General features: G+C 33.7%; 17 protein-coding genes and 2 pseudogenes. 13 read left to right on the forward strand and 6 right to left on the reverse strand.

Translation table 11 applies throughout. The annotated features are described in order from the left end of the window. Positions 1 to 32: 32 nt before the first annotated feature. The 10 genes from NYE52_RS23000 to NYE52_RS23045 all read left to right on the forward strand — a co-directional run bounded on the left by NYE52_RS23000 (position 33) and on the right by NYE52_RS23045 (position 11,622). Positions 33 to 1,169, forward strand: a complete 1,137-nt coding sequence (locus NYE52_RS23000) for a DUF418 domain-containing protein (protein WP_152116078.1) — start codon at positions 33 to 35, stop codon at positions 1,167 to 1,169. A gap of 202 nt (positions 1,170 to 1,371) precedes the next feature. Continuing rightward, positions 1,372 to 1,731: a DUF6018 family natural product bioysynthesis protein gene (locus tag NYE52_RS23005; RefSeq protein WP_016205242.1), complete on the forward strand. Its 360-nt coding sequence runs from the start codon at positions 1,372 to 1,374 to the stop codon at positions 1,729 to 1,731. A gap of 45 nt (positions 1,732 to 1,776) precedes the next feature. Next, positions 1,777 to 2,436 carry a JAB domain-containing protein gene (locus tag NYE52_RS23010; protein WP_152116077.1) on the forward strand — a complete coding sequence of 220 codons (660 nt, stop codon included), beginning with the start codon at positions 1,777 to 1,779 and terminating at the stop codon, positions 2,434 to 2,436. Further along, positions 2,433 to 2,837: a single-stranded DNA-binding protein gene (locus NYE52_RS23015; RefSeq protein ID WP_016205240.1), complete on the forward strand. Its 405-nt coding sequence runs from the start codon at positions 2,433 to 2,435 to the stop codon at positions 2,835 to 2,837. The genes NYE52_RS23010 and NYE52_RS23015 overlap by 4 nt, the downstream gene beginning before the upstream one ends. An 800-nt stretch (positions 2,838 to 3,637) precedes the next feature. Beyond that, positions 3,638 to 5,437: a group II intron reverse transcriptase/maturase gene (gene ltrA, locus NYE52_RS23020; protein WP_016205239.1), complete on the forward strand. Its 1,800-nt coding sequence runs from the start codon at positions 3,638 to 3,640 to the stop codon at positions 5,435 to 5,437. Positions 5,438 to 5,517: 80 nt separating this feature from the next. Next, positions 5,518 to 6,600, forward strand: coding sequence for a DUF6094 domain-containing protein (locus NYE52_RS23025; protein ID WP_222125405.1), 1,083 nt, complete (start codon positions 5,518 to 5,520; stop codon positions 6,598 to 6,600). Positions 6,601 to 6,611: 11 nt separating this feature from the next. Then, positions 6,612 to 7,616 carry a DNA cytosine methyltransferase gene (locus tag NYE52_RS23030; protein WP_152116076.1) on the forward strand — a complete coding sequence of 335 codons (1,005 nt, stop codon included), beginning with the start codon at positions 6,612 to 6,614 and terminating at the stop codon, positions 7,614 to 7,616. Positions 7,617 to 7,681: 65 nt separating this feature from the next. After that, entirely contained in the window at positions 7,682 to 9,400 is a 1,719-nt protein-coding gene (locus NYE52_RS23035; RefSeq protein ID WP_152116075.1) for an LPD1 domain-containing protein, read from the forward strand. A 505-nt stretch (positions 9,401 to 9,905) separates the two neighbouring features. Beyond that, positions 9,906 to 10,175 carry a hypothetical protein gene (locus NYE52_RS23040; protein ID WP_016205235.1) on the forward strand — a complete coding sequence of 90 codons (270 nt, stop codon included), beginning with the start codon at positions 9,906 to 9,908 and terminating at the stop codon, positions 10,173 to 10,175. Positions 10,176 to 10,530: 355 nt separating this feature from the next. Beyond that, the gene (locus tag NYE52_RS23045; RefSeq protein WP_152116074.1) at positions 10,531 to 11,622 is read left to right on the forward strand and encodes a DnaA N-terminal domain-containing protein; all 1,092 of its coding nucleotides are present in this window, start codon (positions 10,531 to 10,533) and stop codon (positions 11,620 to 11,622) included. Between the two features lie 4 nt (positions 11,623 to 11,626). Here the strand turns inward: NYE52_RS23045 and NYE52_RS23050 are convergent. Beyond that, positions 11,627 to 11,829 (reverse strand): annotated as a pseudogene (locus tag NYE52_RS23050) (hypothetical protein); the annotation flags it as partial. Between the two features lie 94 nt (positions 11,830 to 11,923). Further along, a complete protein-coding gene (sinI, locus tag NYE52_RS23055) occupies positions 11,924 to 12,028 on the reverse strand; it encodes a DNA-binding anti-repressor SinI (RefSeq protein ID WP_152116079.1) in 105 nt (34 codons plus the stop codon). A 354-nt stretch (positions 12,029 to 12,382) separates the two neighbouring features. On the opposite strand from sinI, the gene NYE52_RS23060 reads away from it, so the two are divergent. Then, positions 12,383 to 12,931 (forward strand): DUF3231 family protein, encoded by a 549-nt coding sequence (locus NYE52_RS23060; RefSeq protein WP_152116073.1) that lies wholly within the window; start codon positions 12,383 to 12,385, stop codon positions 12,929 to 12,931. A 240-nt stretch (positions 12,932 to 13,171) separates the two neighbouring features. After that, entirely contained in the window at positions 13,172 to 14,305 is a 1,134-nt protein-coding gene (locus NYE52_RS23065) for a zinc-dependent alcohol dehydrogenase (RefSeq protein ID WP_065180902.1), read from the forward strand. A gap of 61 nt (positions 14,306 to 14,366) precedes the next feature. Here NYE52_RS23065 and NYE52_RS23070 read toward each other — a convergent pair whose 3' ends face one another. The 4 genes and pseudogenes from NYE52_RS23070 to NYE52_RS23085 all read right to left on the reverse strand — a co-directional run. Further along, entirely contained in the window at positions 14,367 to 14,531 is a 165-nt protein-coding gene (locus tag NYE52_RS23070) for a hypothetical protein (protein ID WP_212118277.1), read from the reverse strand. Between the two features lie 17 nt (positions 14,532 to 14,548). Continuing rightward, positions 14,549 to 15,529: an SDR family oxidoreductase gene (locus NYE52_RS23075; RefSeq protein ID WP_048687630.1), complete on the reverse strand. Its 981-nt coding sequence runs from the start codon at positions 15,527 to 15,529 to the stop codon at positions 14,549 to 14,551. 280 nt (positions 15,530 to 15,809) lie between these two features. Continuing rightward, complete coding sequence (locus NYE52_RS23080; RefSeq protein WP_193224654.1) at positions 15,810 to 16,064, reverse strand: hypothetical protein; 255 nt, start codon at positions 16,062 to 16,064, stop codon at positions 15,810 to 15,812. A gap of 179 nt (positions 16,065 to 16,243) precedes the next feature. Then, a pseudogene (locus NYE52_RS23085) lies at positions 16,244 to 16,897 on the reverse strand (Tn3 family transposase); the annotation flags it as partial. Between the two features lie 1,099 nt (positions 16,898 to 17,996). On the opposite strand from NYE52_RS23085, the gene ltrA (NYE52_RS23090) reads away from it, so the two are divergent. Continuing rightward, on the forward strand, positions 17,997 to 19,241 hold the full coding sequence (gene ltrA / locus NYE52_RS23090) for a group II intron reverse transcriptase/maturase (RefSeq protein WP_152116071.1): 1,245 nt from the start codon (positions 17,997 to 17,999) through the stop codon (positions 19,239 to 19,241). Positions 19,242 to 19,250 lie beyond the last annotated feature (9 nt).

Here is a 19,250-nt window from a genome sequence, read left to right on the forward strand (position 1 = left end):
GGAGTAGTCTTTTTTGCGAAGGAGACTGAATAATGAGAAAGGAAAGAATACATTCAATTGATATTATAAGAGGATTTGCAATCTTAGGCATAGCTTTTGCAAATATATTACCACTAAGTGGTCCTCATTTATATGAATCCTCTCCAAGTAGTATTTGGATGGATCCTATTGATAAACTAGTAGAATCGATTTTATTTATCTTCGCTGAAGGTAATTTTTATTCCCTCTTCTCTATCCTTTTTGGTTTTAGCGCAATTATTTTTATGGAGAACGCAGAAGACAAAGGATATAATCCTTACTATTTATTCTCAAAGAGATTATGGATACTGTTTGCAATTGGATTTTTACATGCCTTTTTCATTTTTTATGGAGATATACTCATGATATACGCAGTAATCGGTTTGTTCTTACTTCCTGTATATAAAGTTCCTGGTCGTGTTATGATGCTGCTGATTGGTATATTTATGATTCCAATGTTGTTTGAATTAATTAAGATACTGTTATTTGATTATCAAATTGCAGCTGTTGATTATAACTTATTACAAAATGTGATTATTAATTATCAAACAGGGGGAAGAATTGCATTATTACAAAATACTGTTGATTGGTTAACGATTTACTCTATAGAAAATCTTCCATCTTTGTTCTGCAGTATTTATCCAATGTTTTTGTTAGGGATGATATTAGGAAAAAATAAAGCATTGATTACTAATATTAAGGGAATCCACAAATTAATGTGGGTGATAAGTGGTAGTATTGGTATTGCAATAAAAACATTAGCAATAATATATTCTGACTCCTACTTTTTAATAAGACTTTCAGAAATTTTTGGTAATATAAGCATGTCCATATTTTATGGTTTATCTATTCTGTTATTACTAAAAAAAACAGGAAAGCATTTCAAATTAATTGCTAATATAGGAAAAACATCTATGAGTAATTATTTATTCCAAACAACATGTTGTTTTTTCCTGTTTAAAGTATTTAAGTTATATGCACAAGTTTCACCTGGTCATTTAGTTTTTCTTTCTATAGCTTTAATATTCATACAAATATTATTAAGTAATTGGTGGTTAAAAAAACATAAGCAAGGACCCATTGAATCGATATGGCGTAAGTTAACTTACTATAAAAGGACTCCTTCCTATAATAGGGTTGATAAGAAATAGATATAATAGTAGAATGAAAATGTAACTATTTTATATTTTTAACATTTTAGCAGCCTTTTATCGGCTAGCAGTTTAGATATTAAACGCAGCGTCCTTTGGGATGATTTATTGAGTATTACACTTTATGTGTAATTCATTAAACCATCTCTCAGGGCGCTTTTTTGCGTTTTATATAAATAATATATTGAGAGGATGAAGAAAAATGATGAAAGAAACAATTAGTAAGGGGCCAGTTTTACAAGGAAATGTATTTGAGGAAAGTAAAAGAAAAGCGGAAAAAATTATTGCTAGTAAACCAATCTTACATTCTCGTCATAGTATCGAGATCATTTTGCCAGATGGGGAACGAAGAATATTTAAAGCTAAGTCAGTGTCAAAAGAACATGCATTTAATGAATTCTTAGTATTTATTGAGTGTTTAGAGCAAGGAATTAACTCAAAAGTAATGTGGAGGTATAAAGGCGATAAGGTTTATCATTTTAGTACAACTATCAACGAAAAACCTTCTACAATTACACGCTTAAAGAAAGCGATAATGGGATATTTTTTTGATATTGAATAAGAGCTATGAGGACATTTACATTTAATTAAGAGAGGTAGATTTATTATGAGTAGATATAACGACGCAAAGGAATATATTAAGTATTTTGGGGAGAATGACACTAGTCTTCCACATTTACTGGCTATTATTGTCGGTGAAACCGTATGTGACTCAACGATCGATACTTTAGGTGAGTTAGGTTTTAGTGGGATTTCTCAATTATCTGAAGAGGAGCTATTGAAGTTCGAAGGAATAACTACGGAAACTTTATTTAGAATAAAAGCACTAAATGGAATCTTAAATATGGTACCAAAATTTGATTGGCAATCGGAATTTAAAATATCTTCTAAATTTGATGTAATTGAATATGTGAGAGATATTCGTTATAAGCAGGATTCACAATTAGATCTTTTATTTTTAAATAAGAATAATGTGGTTATAGGCAGACAAAATATTGTTAAAGGGACTAGAACACTCAATAAAGACTTAGTTCATTTGGCATTTCGACAAGCAATTAAAAGAAACGCTTCAAAAATAGTAGTCTGTAGTAATGAACCTGCAGGTTATGCAGTTTTAAAAGATGAAGACTATTCTTTATTCGACTATTTTTTATCTATATCCAATCTAATGAATGTTGAGGTACTTGATCATATTATTTTGGGTAAAAAAATGTGCGTTTCTATTGCGGAAGAGATTACGAATAAGTCCAAAGGAGAATTAGCATGAAAAACCAATGTAACCTAATAGGCCGATTGAGTAGAGATCCTTATTTAGCAGGTACAGAGGAAAATCCAGTCTGTTTTATGACACTTGCTGTAAATCGAAACTATAGAAATCAGCATGGAGAAAGAGAGGCAGACTTTATTCCAATTAAAGCATTTAAAGAGAAAAAGTTAGCTACCACTTGTCATAATAATTTACAAAAAGGTAGTTTAATTGCTGTTACAGCACGTTTGCAAGCAAAATTTAAGGATAATAAAACAGAAATTGAAATCATTGCAGAAGATATAGTCTTTTTAGATTCAGGTAAAAGGAGACTGAAGACTGAGGATGATGGAGAGAATAATCACAAATATTCATATGAGGAGAATTATCATCAAGAGGATATAATGCCTTGGGAAAGATAATATTGAGTAAACGTTCATTCTAATAGAATGGGCGTTTTTTCATGATTAAAAATAGGAGGAAATAACATGTCTCATATAGGTAACAAACGTGCGACACGTTGAGCTATAAATGACATTAAAAAAAGTCGTGAAAAGCTCGGATATGGGATTGCAAATTCATATCTAACTGTCATTCCAAACTATGAAATGAGGGAACTAACCACCCCGAAGCATAGTCACTAAGACTCCTACATGCGTCAACTCCCTCCGAAGGATTTGAGGTGTGAAGCTAGGTAAAGTCGATTGAAGTTGGTCCCAATGCTGTTATATGTAATGGTTCAACGATAAATCGGGTGTCTATAAAATATATATGGTGAGAATGTCCTTGTAACTGACGAACTTTCGAATGTACACAACTATAACCTAGATGATTAGGAATAATCATCGCCGTATAAAGCGGTACTTGTGAGGATGAGTAAGAATGTTTGTTATGAAAATCCTTAGCAACAAAGAAGGGTTGCTCCAGCAAGTAGTTGTAAAGAAAGCACCTAAGTATATATGAACAGATAGGAATGATTGGAACGTGGAAAGCGAGTAACGTGGAGGTTCGGAGACTTTTGAAGCGTTCATACGGAAAAGAGCAAATCTATAACGTGTGTTAATACTCGTGATGGTGGTGGCATGGTACCGAAGAAACAGGGATAACAAACTGTGGAGGGAAGGCCACTAGTCTAACGGAATTAAACAGAAAATTACTAGGGTAAGCAATCGGTTAGGACAAGTAGGCAAAATCCTTTTAAAGGAGAGTAGCGAACTTACCAATGAATGATAGTGTAAGATATTCCGAATATTATTTAATGCAACCAATTTTTGATAATCTATACGCCAAATCAAAAGAAAATTTTTCATTTTCTAATCTCTATGAACTAATTATTAGTAGAGACAATCTACTTTTAGCATATAGAAATATCAAATCCAATACGGGCAGTAAAACTGTTGGAACAGACGGATTAAGTATCAAAGATTATAAAATAATGGATGAAGCTACCTTTATCAATAATATCCGAGAAAGGTTAGCCAACTTCCACCCTAATAGTGTACGTCGAGTTTTCATTCCTAAAGCTAATGGAAAGGAAAGACCGCTTGGCATACCTACAATGGAAGATAGACTTATCCAACAATCCATAAAACAGATACTTGAACCAATATGTGAAGCGAAATTCTTTGAACATTCCTACGGTTTTAGACCAAACCGCTCAACACATCACGCTCTTGCAAGGATGCTAAACCTTATAAACGTAGGGAAAAATCATTATGTTGTTGATATTGACATTGAAGGATTCTTCGATAACGTCAATCACAACAAATTGATTAAACAACTATTTTCTTTAGGTATTAAGGACAAAAAGCTCCTGGCAATTATTAAAAAGATGTTAAAAGCCAATATTGAAGGTGAAGGGATACCAAACAAAGGTGTTCCACAAGGTGGAATACTTTCCCCTTTACTCTCAAATGTCGTTCTAAACGAACTCGACCATTGGGTAAGTGACCAATTTGAAACCTTCGACATTAGCAAACTAGGAAGTAAAGATACTCGTAAATACCGCTTTTTGCAGACCAAAACAAACATGAAGCAAGGCTTTATTGTTAGGTACGCAGACGACTTTAAAATCATCACAACTTCATATAATGAAGCGAAAAGATGGTATTTTGCAGTACAAAATTTCCTTGAAAAGAGACTAGGTTTAAATATCTCGAAAGAAAAATCGAAGATAACTAATCTCCGCAAAAGAAAATCCGAATTTCTTGGATTCAAAATTAAAGGGGTTAGGAAAGGAAAAAGAATCGTAGCACATAGTTTCATCAGCGATAAAAAGAAACAAGATATTATACAATCCTTACGCGAAAGAGCTAGAACACTATATCGTTCTAACACCCGAAAAGAAGCATATGAATACAACTCTTATATTAGAGGAATTCATAACTACTTTTCTGCTGCATCGCACGTTAGCGTTGATATGAAAGAAATTGCCTACAAAACTTACCGAACTATATGGAATAATCTTTCAAAAATTAGTGAATCAGGCAAATGTGAAGTGAAAGGATATGAAAGATACAATTACACTACCTTTTCCATCAAAGAAGTACCTTTAATTCCTGTTTCAGCGGTGAAATCTATCGTGGTGAAACAATTTCAACAAGATATTAATGACTACAGTCCGAAAGGTAGAGAGCTAAATAGTAAAGTCAATCTCATGTATAACATTCAAAAAGCTGTGCAACAACTAGCGAAAACTTACATTGAGAAAAGAAGCATTCAATACAATGATAATCGTGTCTCAAAGTTCAGTGCCAGTAAAGGCAAATGTTTTGTTACAGATGTGGACCTAACTAGAGACATTCACAACTATCATTGCCACCATATTACACCTATATATTTAGGTGGAACTGACGAATACGAAAATTTGGCTGTACTTCATAAATTTGCTCATATCTTGGTTCATGCTACGAAAGAGGAAACTATAGAAAAATATATGAGGTTGTTGAATATAAACGAATATCAACTAAAGAAATTAAACAAGCTTCGTAAAGCTTGCAAACTACAACCTATTAAAGACTAGTAAACTGTATAACCAGTTAGATGGGGCGCCGTATGAGGTGAAAGTCTCACGTACGGTGCTAACCGGGGGAAAAGTCGGAGATTACATCAAAGACTTACCTATCGGAACTAAAAGCAGGTTTTTTTGCAACACCTGAAACACAAGGTGAATATATCATTAAATTACTAAATGTCGAAGGTAGTGGTGTTTGGTTTGATCCCACTTGCGGAGAGGGAGAGATTCTAAATCAACTTGCAGCTGCCTTTAATAATGAAGAGACTATTATTAATACTTATGGAGTCGAACTTGATAGAAGACGTGCTGAACGCGCTTCAAAGCTTTTGAATCATTGTATAAATGCCCCTATAGAATCTATGGTAATACAAAATGAAGCTGTGTCATTCTTATTTCTTAATCCACCATATGATTTTGCATTAAAGGGGATGGATGATTCTTCAGCCAAAAGAAAAGAATGGGTTGAATTAGAAAGGAATTATAGATATCTAAAAGAGAATGGAATATTGATATATATTATTCCTTCATATCGTTTTGCAGATCAAAAAATTTCTAGGTTTTTAGCAACTAACTTTAATGAAGTTGGCATTATGCGATTTTCAAAAGAGGATTATGAAGACTATAAACAGTGTATTTTTATTGGAAGAAAAAAGGCAGGAAAATATAAAGGAATTAATGAAAAATTATATGATTTTTTATTAAGAATGGATTCCGAGGAATTTATATTAAAGAATGTAAATACGATTGATCAGATTGTAACTAGAGAATTTAAATGGAATGTACCAAGCGGTTATAAAAACTTATCTACATTTTATACAAAATTGGCAAATAAAGACGATTTTGTTGAAAGTATTAGAGAGAGTAAAGGATTCGAAGCTTTTATGAATAGAACCAAGCCACGCCAATTAAGTATAGGTGGAGAACCTATTCTGCCGCTTAATCAAGGGCAATTGTCTTTATTATTAGCAAGCGGAGCGATTAATGGTGAGCTAGGTGAAGGCGAAAATTATCATTTAGTACAAGGTCTTGAATCCGTTTCTAAAATTGTGGATGAAGAGGTAAAACATCACGACAATGGCAGCAAGACTGTAATAACTAAAACCAGAACAAAGAGGGATGTATCTGTAAAGATAATAACTCCAAATGGGATGATAAAAAAATTAGTGTGACGGTGATTGATATGATAAAAATTTTAGAATTATTCGGAGGTATTGGGGCCCCAAGAAAAGCTTTATTAAATCTGGGGGTTGATCATAAAGCTATAGATTATGTAGAGATAAAAGAAAATAGAGTACGTGCTTATAATGCTCTATATGACCATGCTCATAAACCACAATCCGTTGTTGGATGGAATCTGAAGCCGGATATCCTTATCCACGGATCTCCCTGCCAAGATTTTTCAAGGTCAGGATATAGAAAAGGTGGAAATATAAAGACTAAGACTCGCAGTTCATTAATGTTTGAAACGCTTAAAATTATAGAAAATATGGGGAAGTGGAAACCAAAAGTTGTAATTTGGGAAAATGTAAAAGGCGTTTTAGATAGAGACCTAATTGGCCCGTTTAACTCTTATATTCAACAAATGCGTAAACTAGGATACACAAATTCTTTCGATGTTTTAAATGCTGTTGACTTTGGTATTCCACAGCAAAGAGAAAGAGTGTTTTGTATATCCATTTTTGGAAAAGAGGCATTTGACTTCAATAAATTAGAAAGAACCCCAATGCGTCATATTAGTGAATTTTTAGAGAATAAAGTAACTGGCTCTCAGTATTTGGTTAATGTTCCAAGTATGTTGAGTAGAATAGAAGAATTTAACCCAGTAAAGGAAACGGATAAGTACAAACGTAGATTATCCGTAATAGAAGATTATTGTTGGACTATAACAGAAAGACAAGATCGATGTCCTAACGCTGGAATTATTAGATTAAAAGATAAAGTGGGATATAGATATCTAACTGAAAGAGAAGTATGGAGATTAATGGGTTTTGATGATAAAGATTTTGAATTAATCTTGGAACAATTCCCTTCTAGAAAGGGTTGTAGAAATGCTACTCTTTACGAACTAGCAGGAAATAGTATAGTAGTCCCAATTTTAGAAGCAATTTTTAAAGTTATTCTAAAAGAGGATTTTGCAGAAGATTTACTAACAAATACAAAAGGGCAATTAGAGTTGATTATTTAAAAATATAAAATGGAAAAAACGGATTAGATCTAATATTCTAATCCGTTTATTAGGAGGATATAAACATGAACTCACAATTAAGTATTTTTGACCTTAATATTAAGAAAGTTAAAGAAATAAGAACAGAAAAGCAAATTGATAAGAATGTTGCATATGACGTTGGAGACTTTATTACTGGTTCTAGAAAAGAATTAGATAAAATAAAAAGAAGATTTCAGGAAAATCATTCTGAGGAAGAATTAGAAAACATAGAAAAGCTTAATCCGCTTCTTTCAGAGGAATTAATAACCAAAAGAGAATTAACAAAATCTTTTTCTCTGAAGCTTGAGAAGGAAAATGGTGTAGAACCAGGAGTTGCTAAATTGAAGCAATTAATTATTAATAGAATAGATAAGGTTCCCGCTGTTCAAACAAAAGAGGGAAGAAGAGACTTTATGTTAGCAATCCAAAGTTTCTTAGAACTTATTAATAAAGTGAAAAAGTGGGACGATGTTTCAGACTTTATTGTTGGTTTTTCCAAAACGCTTATATTAGAAAGAAATAAAGAATCAGATACAAATTTCTTTATTTTAGGGAAAAGCTTCTTAAAATTTTTTCTGAGGGCAGGATATAAATCATCTATTAATACAGCATCAAAAATAAATACATGGGACGATATCTTTGGGAAAAAGGAAAATGGCGTAAAAGGTACAAAAAAGAAAAATAGTAAATGGGAAAGAGTATTACCAGAAAGACCTGATAGAAGAGGTGGGAAACCAAGCGCGGTAAAAAAGCCAGAAGATTTGGTGGAGTTGTTTGGATTTCGAGGAGTGCAATTTGGCCATTATATGGATGATGAAAAAGGCATGGAGCATTTAGTTCGAGCTTCAGAAGCAATTTTGGATTTAGCAGATGTACTTGAAATTGATGTTACTTCTTTATCTTTAGATGGAACACTTGGACTAGCGTTTGGAGCAAGAGGAAGAGGCGGAAATGCATTAGGTACTTATGAGGCTCTATCAAGAGTTATTAATATGACAAAAAATAAAGGTTGTTTAGGAATTCTCGCCCATGAGCTATTTCATAGCATTGATCACTACATTTACATTAAAAGTCATAAAAATACAAGTAGTAGAGGATATGGAACAGAATGTAATACACTAGGTGAACAAATACCTTCTCAAATAAAAAGTGCCTTAGAATATTTATCTGAGAGTTTAAGAGAAGGAAATGGAACAGCATATTTCATAAACACAAACAAAGATGATGTTACTTATAGAGGAGTTGCTTTAAAAAGAGATTATGAACGTTTTAACGGAGATATAGCATTAGCTATAAAAAAAGAATGTACTATTCAGCAAGATAGCATAAATAGAAGACTTGATTTTTCTCAGTATTATGGAGCATCAGAAATTTCACTAAAGAAAGAAAAAGAAAAACTCAAAAGAAGGGCAAAAAGAGAAGTTAAAAAATATGCATTGGCTATGGCTTGGTATCATGAAAAAATTACTGGAGAAAGAGTTGAAAGAATGCCTTATCCAACTGATAAATCACAATATTACCTAAATGCAATCGAGTTAGACGATGGAAATGAATCTAAATATTGGAGTAATATTATTGAAATGGCTGCAAGGGCGTTTGAAGCTTACATTGCAGATAAACTATCAGCAACTAATAGACGTAATGACTATCTAGTGTATGGGACATCAGATGAGATTGCTTTTCCTCAAGGAAAAGAGCGAGAAAAAATAAATAAAGCTTTTGATATATTATTTGATACATTAAAGATCAATGACATATTATAAATCAAAAAATATAAGAAATCCAAGATATCTAGCTCAAGATACCTTGGGTTTCTTTTTTATATAAAAATTACTATTAACTTCTTTATAACTCTAACTTTAGACCCTAACATTTTGTTTATTCTTTATATATACTTTATACTATAGTTTTATTATGATGATGGTAAAATGATAACTAATAGCCAATTTAATTGAAGAGTGAATAAATAAATGGAGTGTCCAAAGGACTTTAAAAATAAAGTTGTTTTCTTCCTCAAAATGGTTATAATATAGGTAATATGTCATTAGCGTTACAAAAGAATAGGAAATTTATAAAGAAATTCACTGTATACCGGAACTTTATTACTTAATATCTAAAGTGTAATAACAGCTAAGTAAACGTTGGTTTAGTTAGCTTTTTTTTGGTGAATTATATACTTTATTGAGAGATATCTATAGAAATTTATAAAATGTTTGTATATATAAGTTAAAATAAATAGAAGATGATATAAGAATGAGGGATATTAAGATGGAAAATTACTTATTAAAACGGATAGGTTTTACATCTGAAGATAATTATGTGATTTTATATTCTTTGTTAAAGGAAAATTTTACAAATTGTAATGAAAATATAAGATCTAGTGTTTTACTTTCTATAATTCAAGAAAAACCTAAAAATAGATGTAAAAAAGTCCAAGAAGTAAAATTGCTAATTTCTAAGGAACAAGCCGATTACTTATTAAAAATTAATGAAGAAAAAGAGTTAATAAGAGAAATAAATTCCATCATATTGAAATAATTAATACCTTTGGAAATTAATCCTATTGAATAATTCCAAAAAGTATGTTTTAATAAATTCAATATTAAATACAAAGGGAAAAACCCTATGAAAAGGCCAAATTTCGATTTGGTATTTTGTCATAGGGTTTTTCCCTTTTTGTTTAATCCATAAACAAAAGCTTGTATGATAAAATAAAAAAAACCACCTAGATACAATTAAACTATCAGGCGCTAAACTGATAGTAGTTTAATTGAGTGAAAGCGGGAGTTTTCTAAACTTATATTCTTGAAAATATTTTAACATAAATATATGTTTTAGCAAGTAAAACTCCTTCTTTAATTTGTTTACTTGGGTTTACTTAGGAGGAACAATAGTGGAAGAAGAGTATTATAATTTAAAAGGTAAAAAGGATAAACTAAAGTATTTTCGATTAAAAGATACAGGTATGTTTACGCAAAGAAGTAAATTGATAAATATAGAGGATACTCAAGAATATAAAACCTATTTTTACCCAGAGCAAGATAAATTGATCTTTGAGGAAAATCAAGTTAGAAATTTTAGTTTAGACGAGCACGGAGAGTCTATTCCAGCAATTGATGGTGAACTTACTATTTTTAATAACTATTTTTTTGACTTTTGGGGATTTTATCTGGGAGACGCCACACGATTATATGCATATTTAAAAAGACATGCTTATGGGGAAAAAGACTATGTGTATCCCAATTTTGAATTGATTTCAGAGAAAATGGATAAATCAAGAAAAACATTACATACCTATTTAGATATACTAGAGCATTACGGCTTTGTCTATAAGTTTAATGTAATAAATGAGTCTCGGAATAATATGGAAGAGAGTCCTATTTTTAAAGTCAGGAAACAAACTCCTTTATTATCTAAAAAGCTAATAGAGGGAGATAATAATATAATTATCCCTGAAAACGCACCTGCTCATGTAAAGAAAATGCTAAAAAAAGAGCGTGAAGGATTACCTCCTAGATTACGCAAAGAGCACGAAGTTTTTACCAAGAAGCATTTAAAAAACAAAGCGGATATCCTTCCAGAACAATTAGATTATGAGGAGATTTACAATAAATACTTACAATATAAAGATATACTTAAAAATATTCATAAAAAAGTTCAAAGTGAAGAAGTTGACCCAACTATTACCTATTCTGAAACAGAGGTACATTTAAAAAAGAATATGACACAAGATGAAAAACTGCTTTTAGCTGTTGTTCTAGAATCTGCACAAGCAAATATTTCTAAACCCTCTTTCGATACTTGGTTTAAAGATATCCTAATAAAAGTTCAAAATAATATTTTAACTATTTATGCACCGAACGAATTTGCTATGGATTGGCTAGAAGAAAGATATAAAGATAATATAGTAGAATGGGTGAATAAAACAGGTAGTTGGATCACTGACATAAATTTCTCCCATTATGAATGTTATAAGCAAGTTTAATTAATATTAATCCGACCGTCACCCAATAGGCTGCAAAGACAAAGGGGAGAAAAGAATAGGGAGGTTGTCCACCTCCTGCGTCTTTGTAGGCATCCCACATGCAAAGAAATACAGACAGGGATAAAACATCAACCATCCATAATTGGTTTGCTCGATTGCTTCTTCAAGCCTTCCATTAAAACTCAATAAGATAACTTCATTAAAGTTTACCTATACAGATAGTAAATACGTTTGGAACTGGTGATTGAAGGAAAAGAAAACTTTAATTTTATTTCAATAAAAAATTCCTTTAAAAAAGAACTTAAGAACTTACTTCGTTATGTATTAAATTCATATCTTTTTGTAGAAATGCACGAATTTCATCTAGTGTAAGCCCCATCTGACGTGCAAGCAAAATTAGCTCAATCCCATTCTGTGTCTAAAGTATCATTATCCAACCTATCAACCACCCCGAAAATTGACCTATGCAATTTCCTTTTATTGTATATCCACATATCCTTTTTACGAATACGATACTGGATTCTATTTAAAGTTTATGTCGTTTTTTAGGAAAATCTATTTATTTTTTTGTGGAAATCTCAAGCGCGAAAGCAGGACATTAAGTCGTTTTTTTACTAGGGGTACAGTCAAGAAAACGAGGATATATTTACTAGCCATATGGGTGGGTAGTAAAGGTAATCTGAAATGTTGTATGTATCCTATAATGAATTTAAATTATTCTTTTGTTTAATATTAAATGGGATGGCAGGAGGTGAAAAAGATGCCAAATATTTTTGAAGCAGTAACTAATACGTTAAAAACGTTAGTTGTTGATGAATCAAATTCACCACTTCATACAGGAGAAGTAACAAGTTGTTGGACTTACTATACTTCTATAAAAGAGTTTATTCGTTTTGAAGAAGTTGGGTTGAATACAACAGTTGATGATGAAGTGCGTGAAATGTTGACAGATGCAATTAAACTGTGTGAGAAACAAGTGACTCAATTAGAGGAATTTATGAAAAAGGAAGGAATCCCACTACCTGAACTGCCAGCATCTAAGCCAGCATCAGACCCAAATGATATTCCGTTAGGTGCAAAATCAACTGATGATGAAATTACAAATGGTGTTGGAATTAAGGTTGCTACTGCAATTATGCAGTGTGCTACTGGTCAAGCACAATCGATTCGGAATGATCTTGGACTAATGTGGGTAAAATTTCATTTGGAAATGGTTACCTTTGGAACAACTCTAAAAACATTAATGCAAAAAAGAGGTTGGATTAGAGTTCCTCCATATTACTATCCCCCAGGAATGCCGAAACAATAAACAAAAAGAGCCAATTTTGGCTCTTTTTTAATCTAGTTCAACTCGAATTGATTTTTTAGTTACTTCTTTTTGACCAATGATAAAATAAAGGCTGAACTGTACCCTATTGATAAGAAAATAGACGGATCGGTTTCTTACATAAAACAATTACGCTAAGAGAGACTAAGTATATTATTTACTTTCTTTGTTAACCATAGTTAAGAGTGTTAACAGTATTAGAAATAGGAGGGCCATGCATTTATGAAGGCTGTAACTTATCAAGGACCAAATCATGTACAGGTTAATCAAGTAGAGGATGCAAAATTAGAAAAAAAAGACGATATTATAGTTAAGATTACTTCTACTGCTATTTGCGGATCTGATTTGCATTTATATCAAGGTAACATGCCATTACCCCCTGGATATATTATTGGCCACGAACCAATGGGTATTGTGGAAGAAGTTGGACCTGAAGTTACAAAAGTAAAAAAGGGAGACCGTGTTGTCGTTCCCTTTAATGTTTCATGTGGACATTGCTTTTATTGCCAACATGAAATGGAAAGCCAATGCGATAACTCAAACCCTCATTATGATTCTGGCGGATACTTTGGTTATACTGAGAAGTTCGGTAACCATCCAGGTGGTCAAGCTGAATATTTAAAAGTCCCTTTTGGAAACTTCACTCCCTTTGTTATCCCGGAGTCATGCGAATTGGAGGATGAGTCACTGCTCTTTTTATCGGATGTTCTGCCAACAGCTTATTGGAGTGTAAAAAATGCAGGTGTAAAATCAGGCGATACAGTTATTGTTCTTGGATGCGGACCTGTTGGGTTGATGGTACAAAAATTTGCCTGGATGGAAGGTGCAAAGCGTGTAATAGCAGTTGATTACTTGGATTACCGAATCAATCATGCAAAAAAGATGAACAATGTTGAGGTATTTGAGTTCACAAAATACCCTGATATGGGGGAACATTTAAAAGAAATCACACATGGTGGGGCAGATGTCGTCATCGATTGTGTAGGTATGGATGGAAAGAAATCACCCCTAGAGTTTCTGGAACAAAAATTCAAACTGCAGGGCGGAACCCTTGGACCTATTCAAATTTCTACTAAAGCTGTCCGAAAGTATGGGACAGTGCAAATGACTGGTGTTTACGGAGGTAACTATAATCTATTTCCATTAGGTGCATTTTGGATTAGAAATATTAATCTTAGAATGGGACAGGCTCCAGTCATTCATTTTATGCCAGAATTGTTTAAAAAAATAACAAATAACGAATTTGACCCAAGAGATATTATCACACACAAAATGTCCCTTGAAGAAGCAAGTCATGGTTATCGAATTTTTAATAATCGTGAGGATGAATGTATAAAAGTCGTTTTAAAACCGTAATACTCTTCTCTTTCCAAAAAGACTTCATAAATTGTATAGAAGTCTTTTTGTCTGTTATTATTTAGATTATTGGATAATTCAGCTCGTAACTTGGGTAGCAATAATATGGTGGTCTCATTCCTATTTTTGGCATGGGCCAGGAATCCTCCATATAGACCATCTTTACTTTTTCATTTGAATGGTTTACTAGCAATAGCTTTACTTCTGGATTAAATTCATATCTCAAAATGGTAACCCCTTCCATTAGGAATGTGTGGATTCTCCCCCATCAACATGAAGAACTTGACCAGTAACAAAACGAGAATCATCAGAAGCAAGATAGACAAAGGTTGGTGCGAGTTCAAATGGATGGGCAACTCGTTCCATTGGATTAAATGCTCCATATACAGCGACTTGGTCTGACGAGAAACTTGCTGAAATAAGTGGGGTCCAAATTCGGCCGGGGGCGACGGCATTGACTCGGATCCCTTGTTTCACGACATTTTTAGCCAAGGCACGTGTCCAACCAACTATTGCGCCTTTTGTGGCCGTATAATCAATCATTTGCTGCTCACCTACATACGTCACCACTGAAGAAGTGCCAATGATTGAGCTGCCTGGTTTTAAATGAGGAAGCGCTGCTCTTGTTGTGTAAAAATGAGAGTATATATTAACTTTGAAAGTGTCATCGAATTGCTCATCTGTAATGTCAAGCAGACTTAGTTGTTGGAATTGGATACCAACGTGGTTACAAAGAATATCAAGACGTCCAAACGTATTTACTGTTTGTTCTACAATGGAGATACACTGTTGTTTGTCTCGCAAGTCCCCAGGCATTAGAAAACAACGTTGTCCGAGTTGTTCAATCCTCGTTTTTGTTCTATTTGCATCCTCGTGTTCATCTAAATATGAAATAGCAACATCTGCTCCTTCTTTAGCAAACGCAATTGCTACTGCTGCACCAATACCACTGTCACCCCCTGTAATAAGTGCTACTTTTCCTGTTAACTTTCCACTCCCTTTATAGTTCGGGTTTTCGATAATTGGAAGGGGTACCATGAATTTTTCCACTCCGGGATGGCGCAGCTGGCGCTGTTCAGGTAAACTTATCGGAATTTCTTCGTAACGTGTAATTTTCCCATAGTTAGGGTACATGGGATAAGGTTGAGTTTTCATGTTCGCTTTAAACATTTGTTGCATTTGCTTTATTTGGTCTAATTGACGACTTTGATCCTTTTGATCCATGGAAACCTCCTATAGAAATAATTTTCTTCTATAGAATGTTTATGTTGTTCACTACAAATATAGTAAAAAAAGTGTGAAAAAAGTTGTTACTTTCAACACAGAAGCGTATTCTTCCTCAAAAGAGACACCTTTTTTCTTTATTGAACTGACCTTTAGGACTAGGAGCTTTACTCAACATTCTACCCCTCTAACGGATCAACTTATTGTTACTTAACAGTTTTTTAATCCCGGCTACCTCAAGAATAGTACCTAAAAAAATAGGTCAACTAGAAAAAACCGGCTAACCACATAATACGATTTGGCCCTTGCTGAATAACAACAAATACGTTTTGTTGTTCCACAAATTCTTTTTTTTATTGTTTTTGAACTCTCTAACTGATTCTAGCAAACTTTCTGACTCTCTTTCTCCAAGCTCTTCAAGAAAATCGGTGAATTCTCCTTCTCCGTTTTTATCACTAAAATCATCCATTAAGTCATTAAACTCCCATTCTATGATTTCTAACTCTTGCGATGTACAGGTTTCTAAAAAATCCATCGTGGCATACATATCATCACGAAGATTGGTGTAAATTTCCCATGAGTCCTAGTCCCACCATCTTTAATCCCATCGGTTCATCATCCATTGAATCTTTTCAACATCTACATTCGATTTACTCCTCTTCATTATATTAAGGATATACTTATTTCTCTTGCTACAGGCACATCGAATGGAAGTTACGGAGGTTTACGATTGAGATCAATACGATATTTCCCAAATCGGTTAACATGTGCCGTCACATAAGGGCTCAAATAAGGAATCAATTCTTCATCATATCCATTTCCATCTTGCATGTAGTCTTGGAGGATACGAGATAAAGTGAAGACGTTGTAAAAAATGAGACAGTTAGCAACAAGGTGATTATATTTAATCATTTTTCGTTGCTTTTCCCGGTCATTTTCAGCGATGATACCTTCACCACCGAAGAACAGCCACTTTGTAAACCCATTAAATGCTTCACTTTTGTTGGTAGCTGACTGAATGGTAGCTCTAAGTACCTCGTCAGCAGCCATATATTTTAACAAGAACATGGTCCTGATCACTCGCCCTAGTTCCCGGAAGGCTTGAAATAATTTATTCTTTTTTGTGTATGTCCCTAATTTATTTAGAATGGTAGAAGGGGTGATCTTCCCGGCTTGAATGGACATGGCCACCCTTAACATGTCTGGATAGTGTGTTTCAATCTCATCTGTAAAAAGGTCATCAATATGATCGTAAACCTCGTCTTTACTTGGACGGAACAATTTTAACTTCTTCCAATTACGAATTCTAGGCATCAGTTGAATACCTAATAAAGCAGACAGTCCAAAAACGGTTGTACTCTGACCTTGCAAGAAATAAAAAGGGTTGCCCAAGAGGACGCTAAAACCGACCTTTTGGGCAACCCTTTTTTTCTATATCTGTATTATGATTTTTCTGTTATTTTATTTCTTACTTTTCCCTGTCTTATCACAGGCTGATATTGTAATAGATGACTTAATTGAATGAAAAACAATATTACCTAAAATGGAAAATGCGTATTTAACTAACAAGTAAATAGCTTCGATTGACAGCTTATTTTTCAAATAAGATTTAAGACATGACTTCAACAAACGGGTCGATTGTTGAAGATCATAGGCAGAAAATGATCAAACTTTCTTATAAAAAATGTATACTAATTCACAGGGGAACAATCCATTTTAATCAATCTTTTTTTAAAATGGATTGTTTTTATTTTACTCTTTTTAAACCACAGGCTCTGCCTGTGTGAAAATAAAACTTGTAGAGTCGTATTAGAAAAAAACTCCAATCGTTATAATAGAAGATGGCCGTCAAACCAACTTCAAATAACGAGAGGAGTTCTGCTCATGTCGAGCGACAATAGTTTATCACATAGTGTGTCCTGAATGCTAGAGGATGCTGAAAGAATTATAGTAACCCAAAAGCAATGCTTTCTAAGAGATGGAAGTAGGTCTTCCGCAATCGACATACAGGTGTAGATTGCAAAACACCCATAGGTGCTGTAGTCAAAAGCTATGGTATTGAGCGTATGAGGAAAAGGCAGTAAAGAAACTGTCAGTTGGGTGCCACAAAGCTGAACGAGAGTGAAGAACTGATGAAGCATCGTTAAGACTTACAAGTATAGTCAAAACCAGAGTATTGTGTGGACGCTGGGATAAATCTATCGGAAACCTGTTTACTGGATAGATGGCTGTCGGTGTTGAGGTTACAGGAGTGTGGCATAGGCTCTTGGGAGGAACAGGAGAATCTTGTATTGCTATGTTAAACGGAAAAATACAAGCTTACAAATATGCGAGTATGAAAGTAGGGATGAGCAGTACAGGTGCGGAAGAATTCGTAGTAGTGGGGAAGCTGATGTAATGTCAGTGGAGCGAAGGGGTTCTGTCATTAAACTTCTTGAATATTACAACCAAAAAATGGGAGGATTTTATGAAAGAGGGGAAATCATTTCGGATTTCACAGAATGAAATACTGAATGCCTATAAGGCAGTCAAGGCAAACAAAGGCGCAGGTGGGGTAGATGGCATAGAAATAGATGAGTTTGATAAAGATTGGAAAAACAACCTTTATAAGCTCTGGAATAGAATGTCATCGGGAAGCTATTTTCCTAAGCCGGTGCGTGGAGTGGAAATACCAAAGAAGAATGGGAAAATGAGACTGTTAGGAATACCAACGATCGAAGATCGTGTGGCACAGATGGTTCTGAGAAATCGGATAGAGCCATTAGTGGAACCAATATTCTATGAAGATTCCTATGGTTATCGTCCAAGAAAATCTGCATTGGACGCAGTGGGACAAGCGAGAAAACGATGTTTTCGTATGAAATGGGTTGTAGAGTTTGACATCGTAGGACTCTTTGACAATATAGAACATGAACGATTGATGAGATTGATAGCGTATCATGTGAAAGATAATTGGATTATTTTATATATTAAAAGATGCCTAAATACATCCATTCAAATGCCAAACGGAGAGATTTTTGAAAGAAAATCGGGAACCCCTCAAGGCGGAGTAATCAGTCCAGTTCTTGCGAACCTATTTATGCATTATATGTTTGATGATTGGATGGTAAGAAATTTTCCAAATTGTCCATGGGAGAGATATGCAGATGATGGACTGATACATTGTGTTAGCAGAAAACAAGCGGAGTATGTACTTGACAGATTGATAGAACAGATGGGTTATGCTGGTTTGGAAATACATCCTGAGAAAAGCAAAATCGTTTTCTGTCAAAGAGATAATAGGCAGTTGGAATCAGATAATCATTCATTTATCTTTTTGGGATATTGCTTTAGGCAGAGAATGGTTAAGAGCCAAAAGGGGATATACTTTATGGGGTTTACACCTGCGGTCAGTAAAGAAGCTGGGAAAAACTTTAGAGAGAAAATCCGAAATGTAATAAAGGAAATGAATACAACTGATATAGTGCTGCTGTCACAAAAACTAAATCCCATCATTCGTGGATGGATGAATTACTTTATGAAATACACTCCAAGTGAAGCATTTAGACAAGGTATAAATTATGTGAATCTAACATTGACAAGATGGTTAGTAAGAACAAGGAAAAAGGTTAGACGAAGCTATATAAAATCACAACATCTTTTGTATCGTATAGCAATGTCAAATCCGGAAAGATTCTACCATTGGAAAGTGGGCTATATGCCAGTGAGATGACAAGAGCCG

This window comes from Niallia sp. FSL W8-0635 (assembly GCF_038007965.1).
Lineage (GTDB): Bacteria > Bacillota > Bacilli > Bacillales > Cytobacillaceae > Niallia.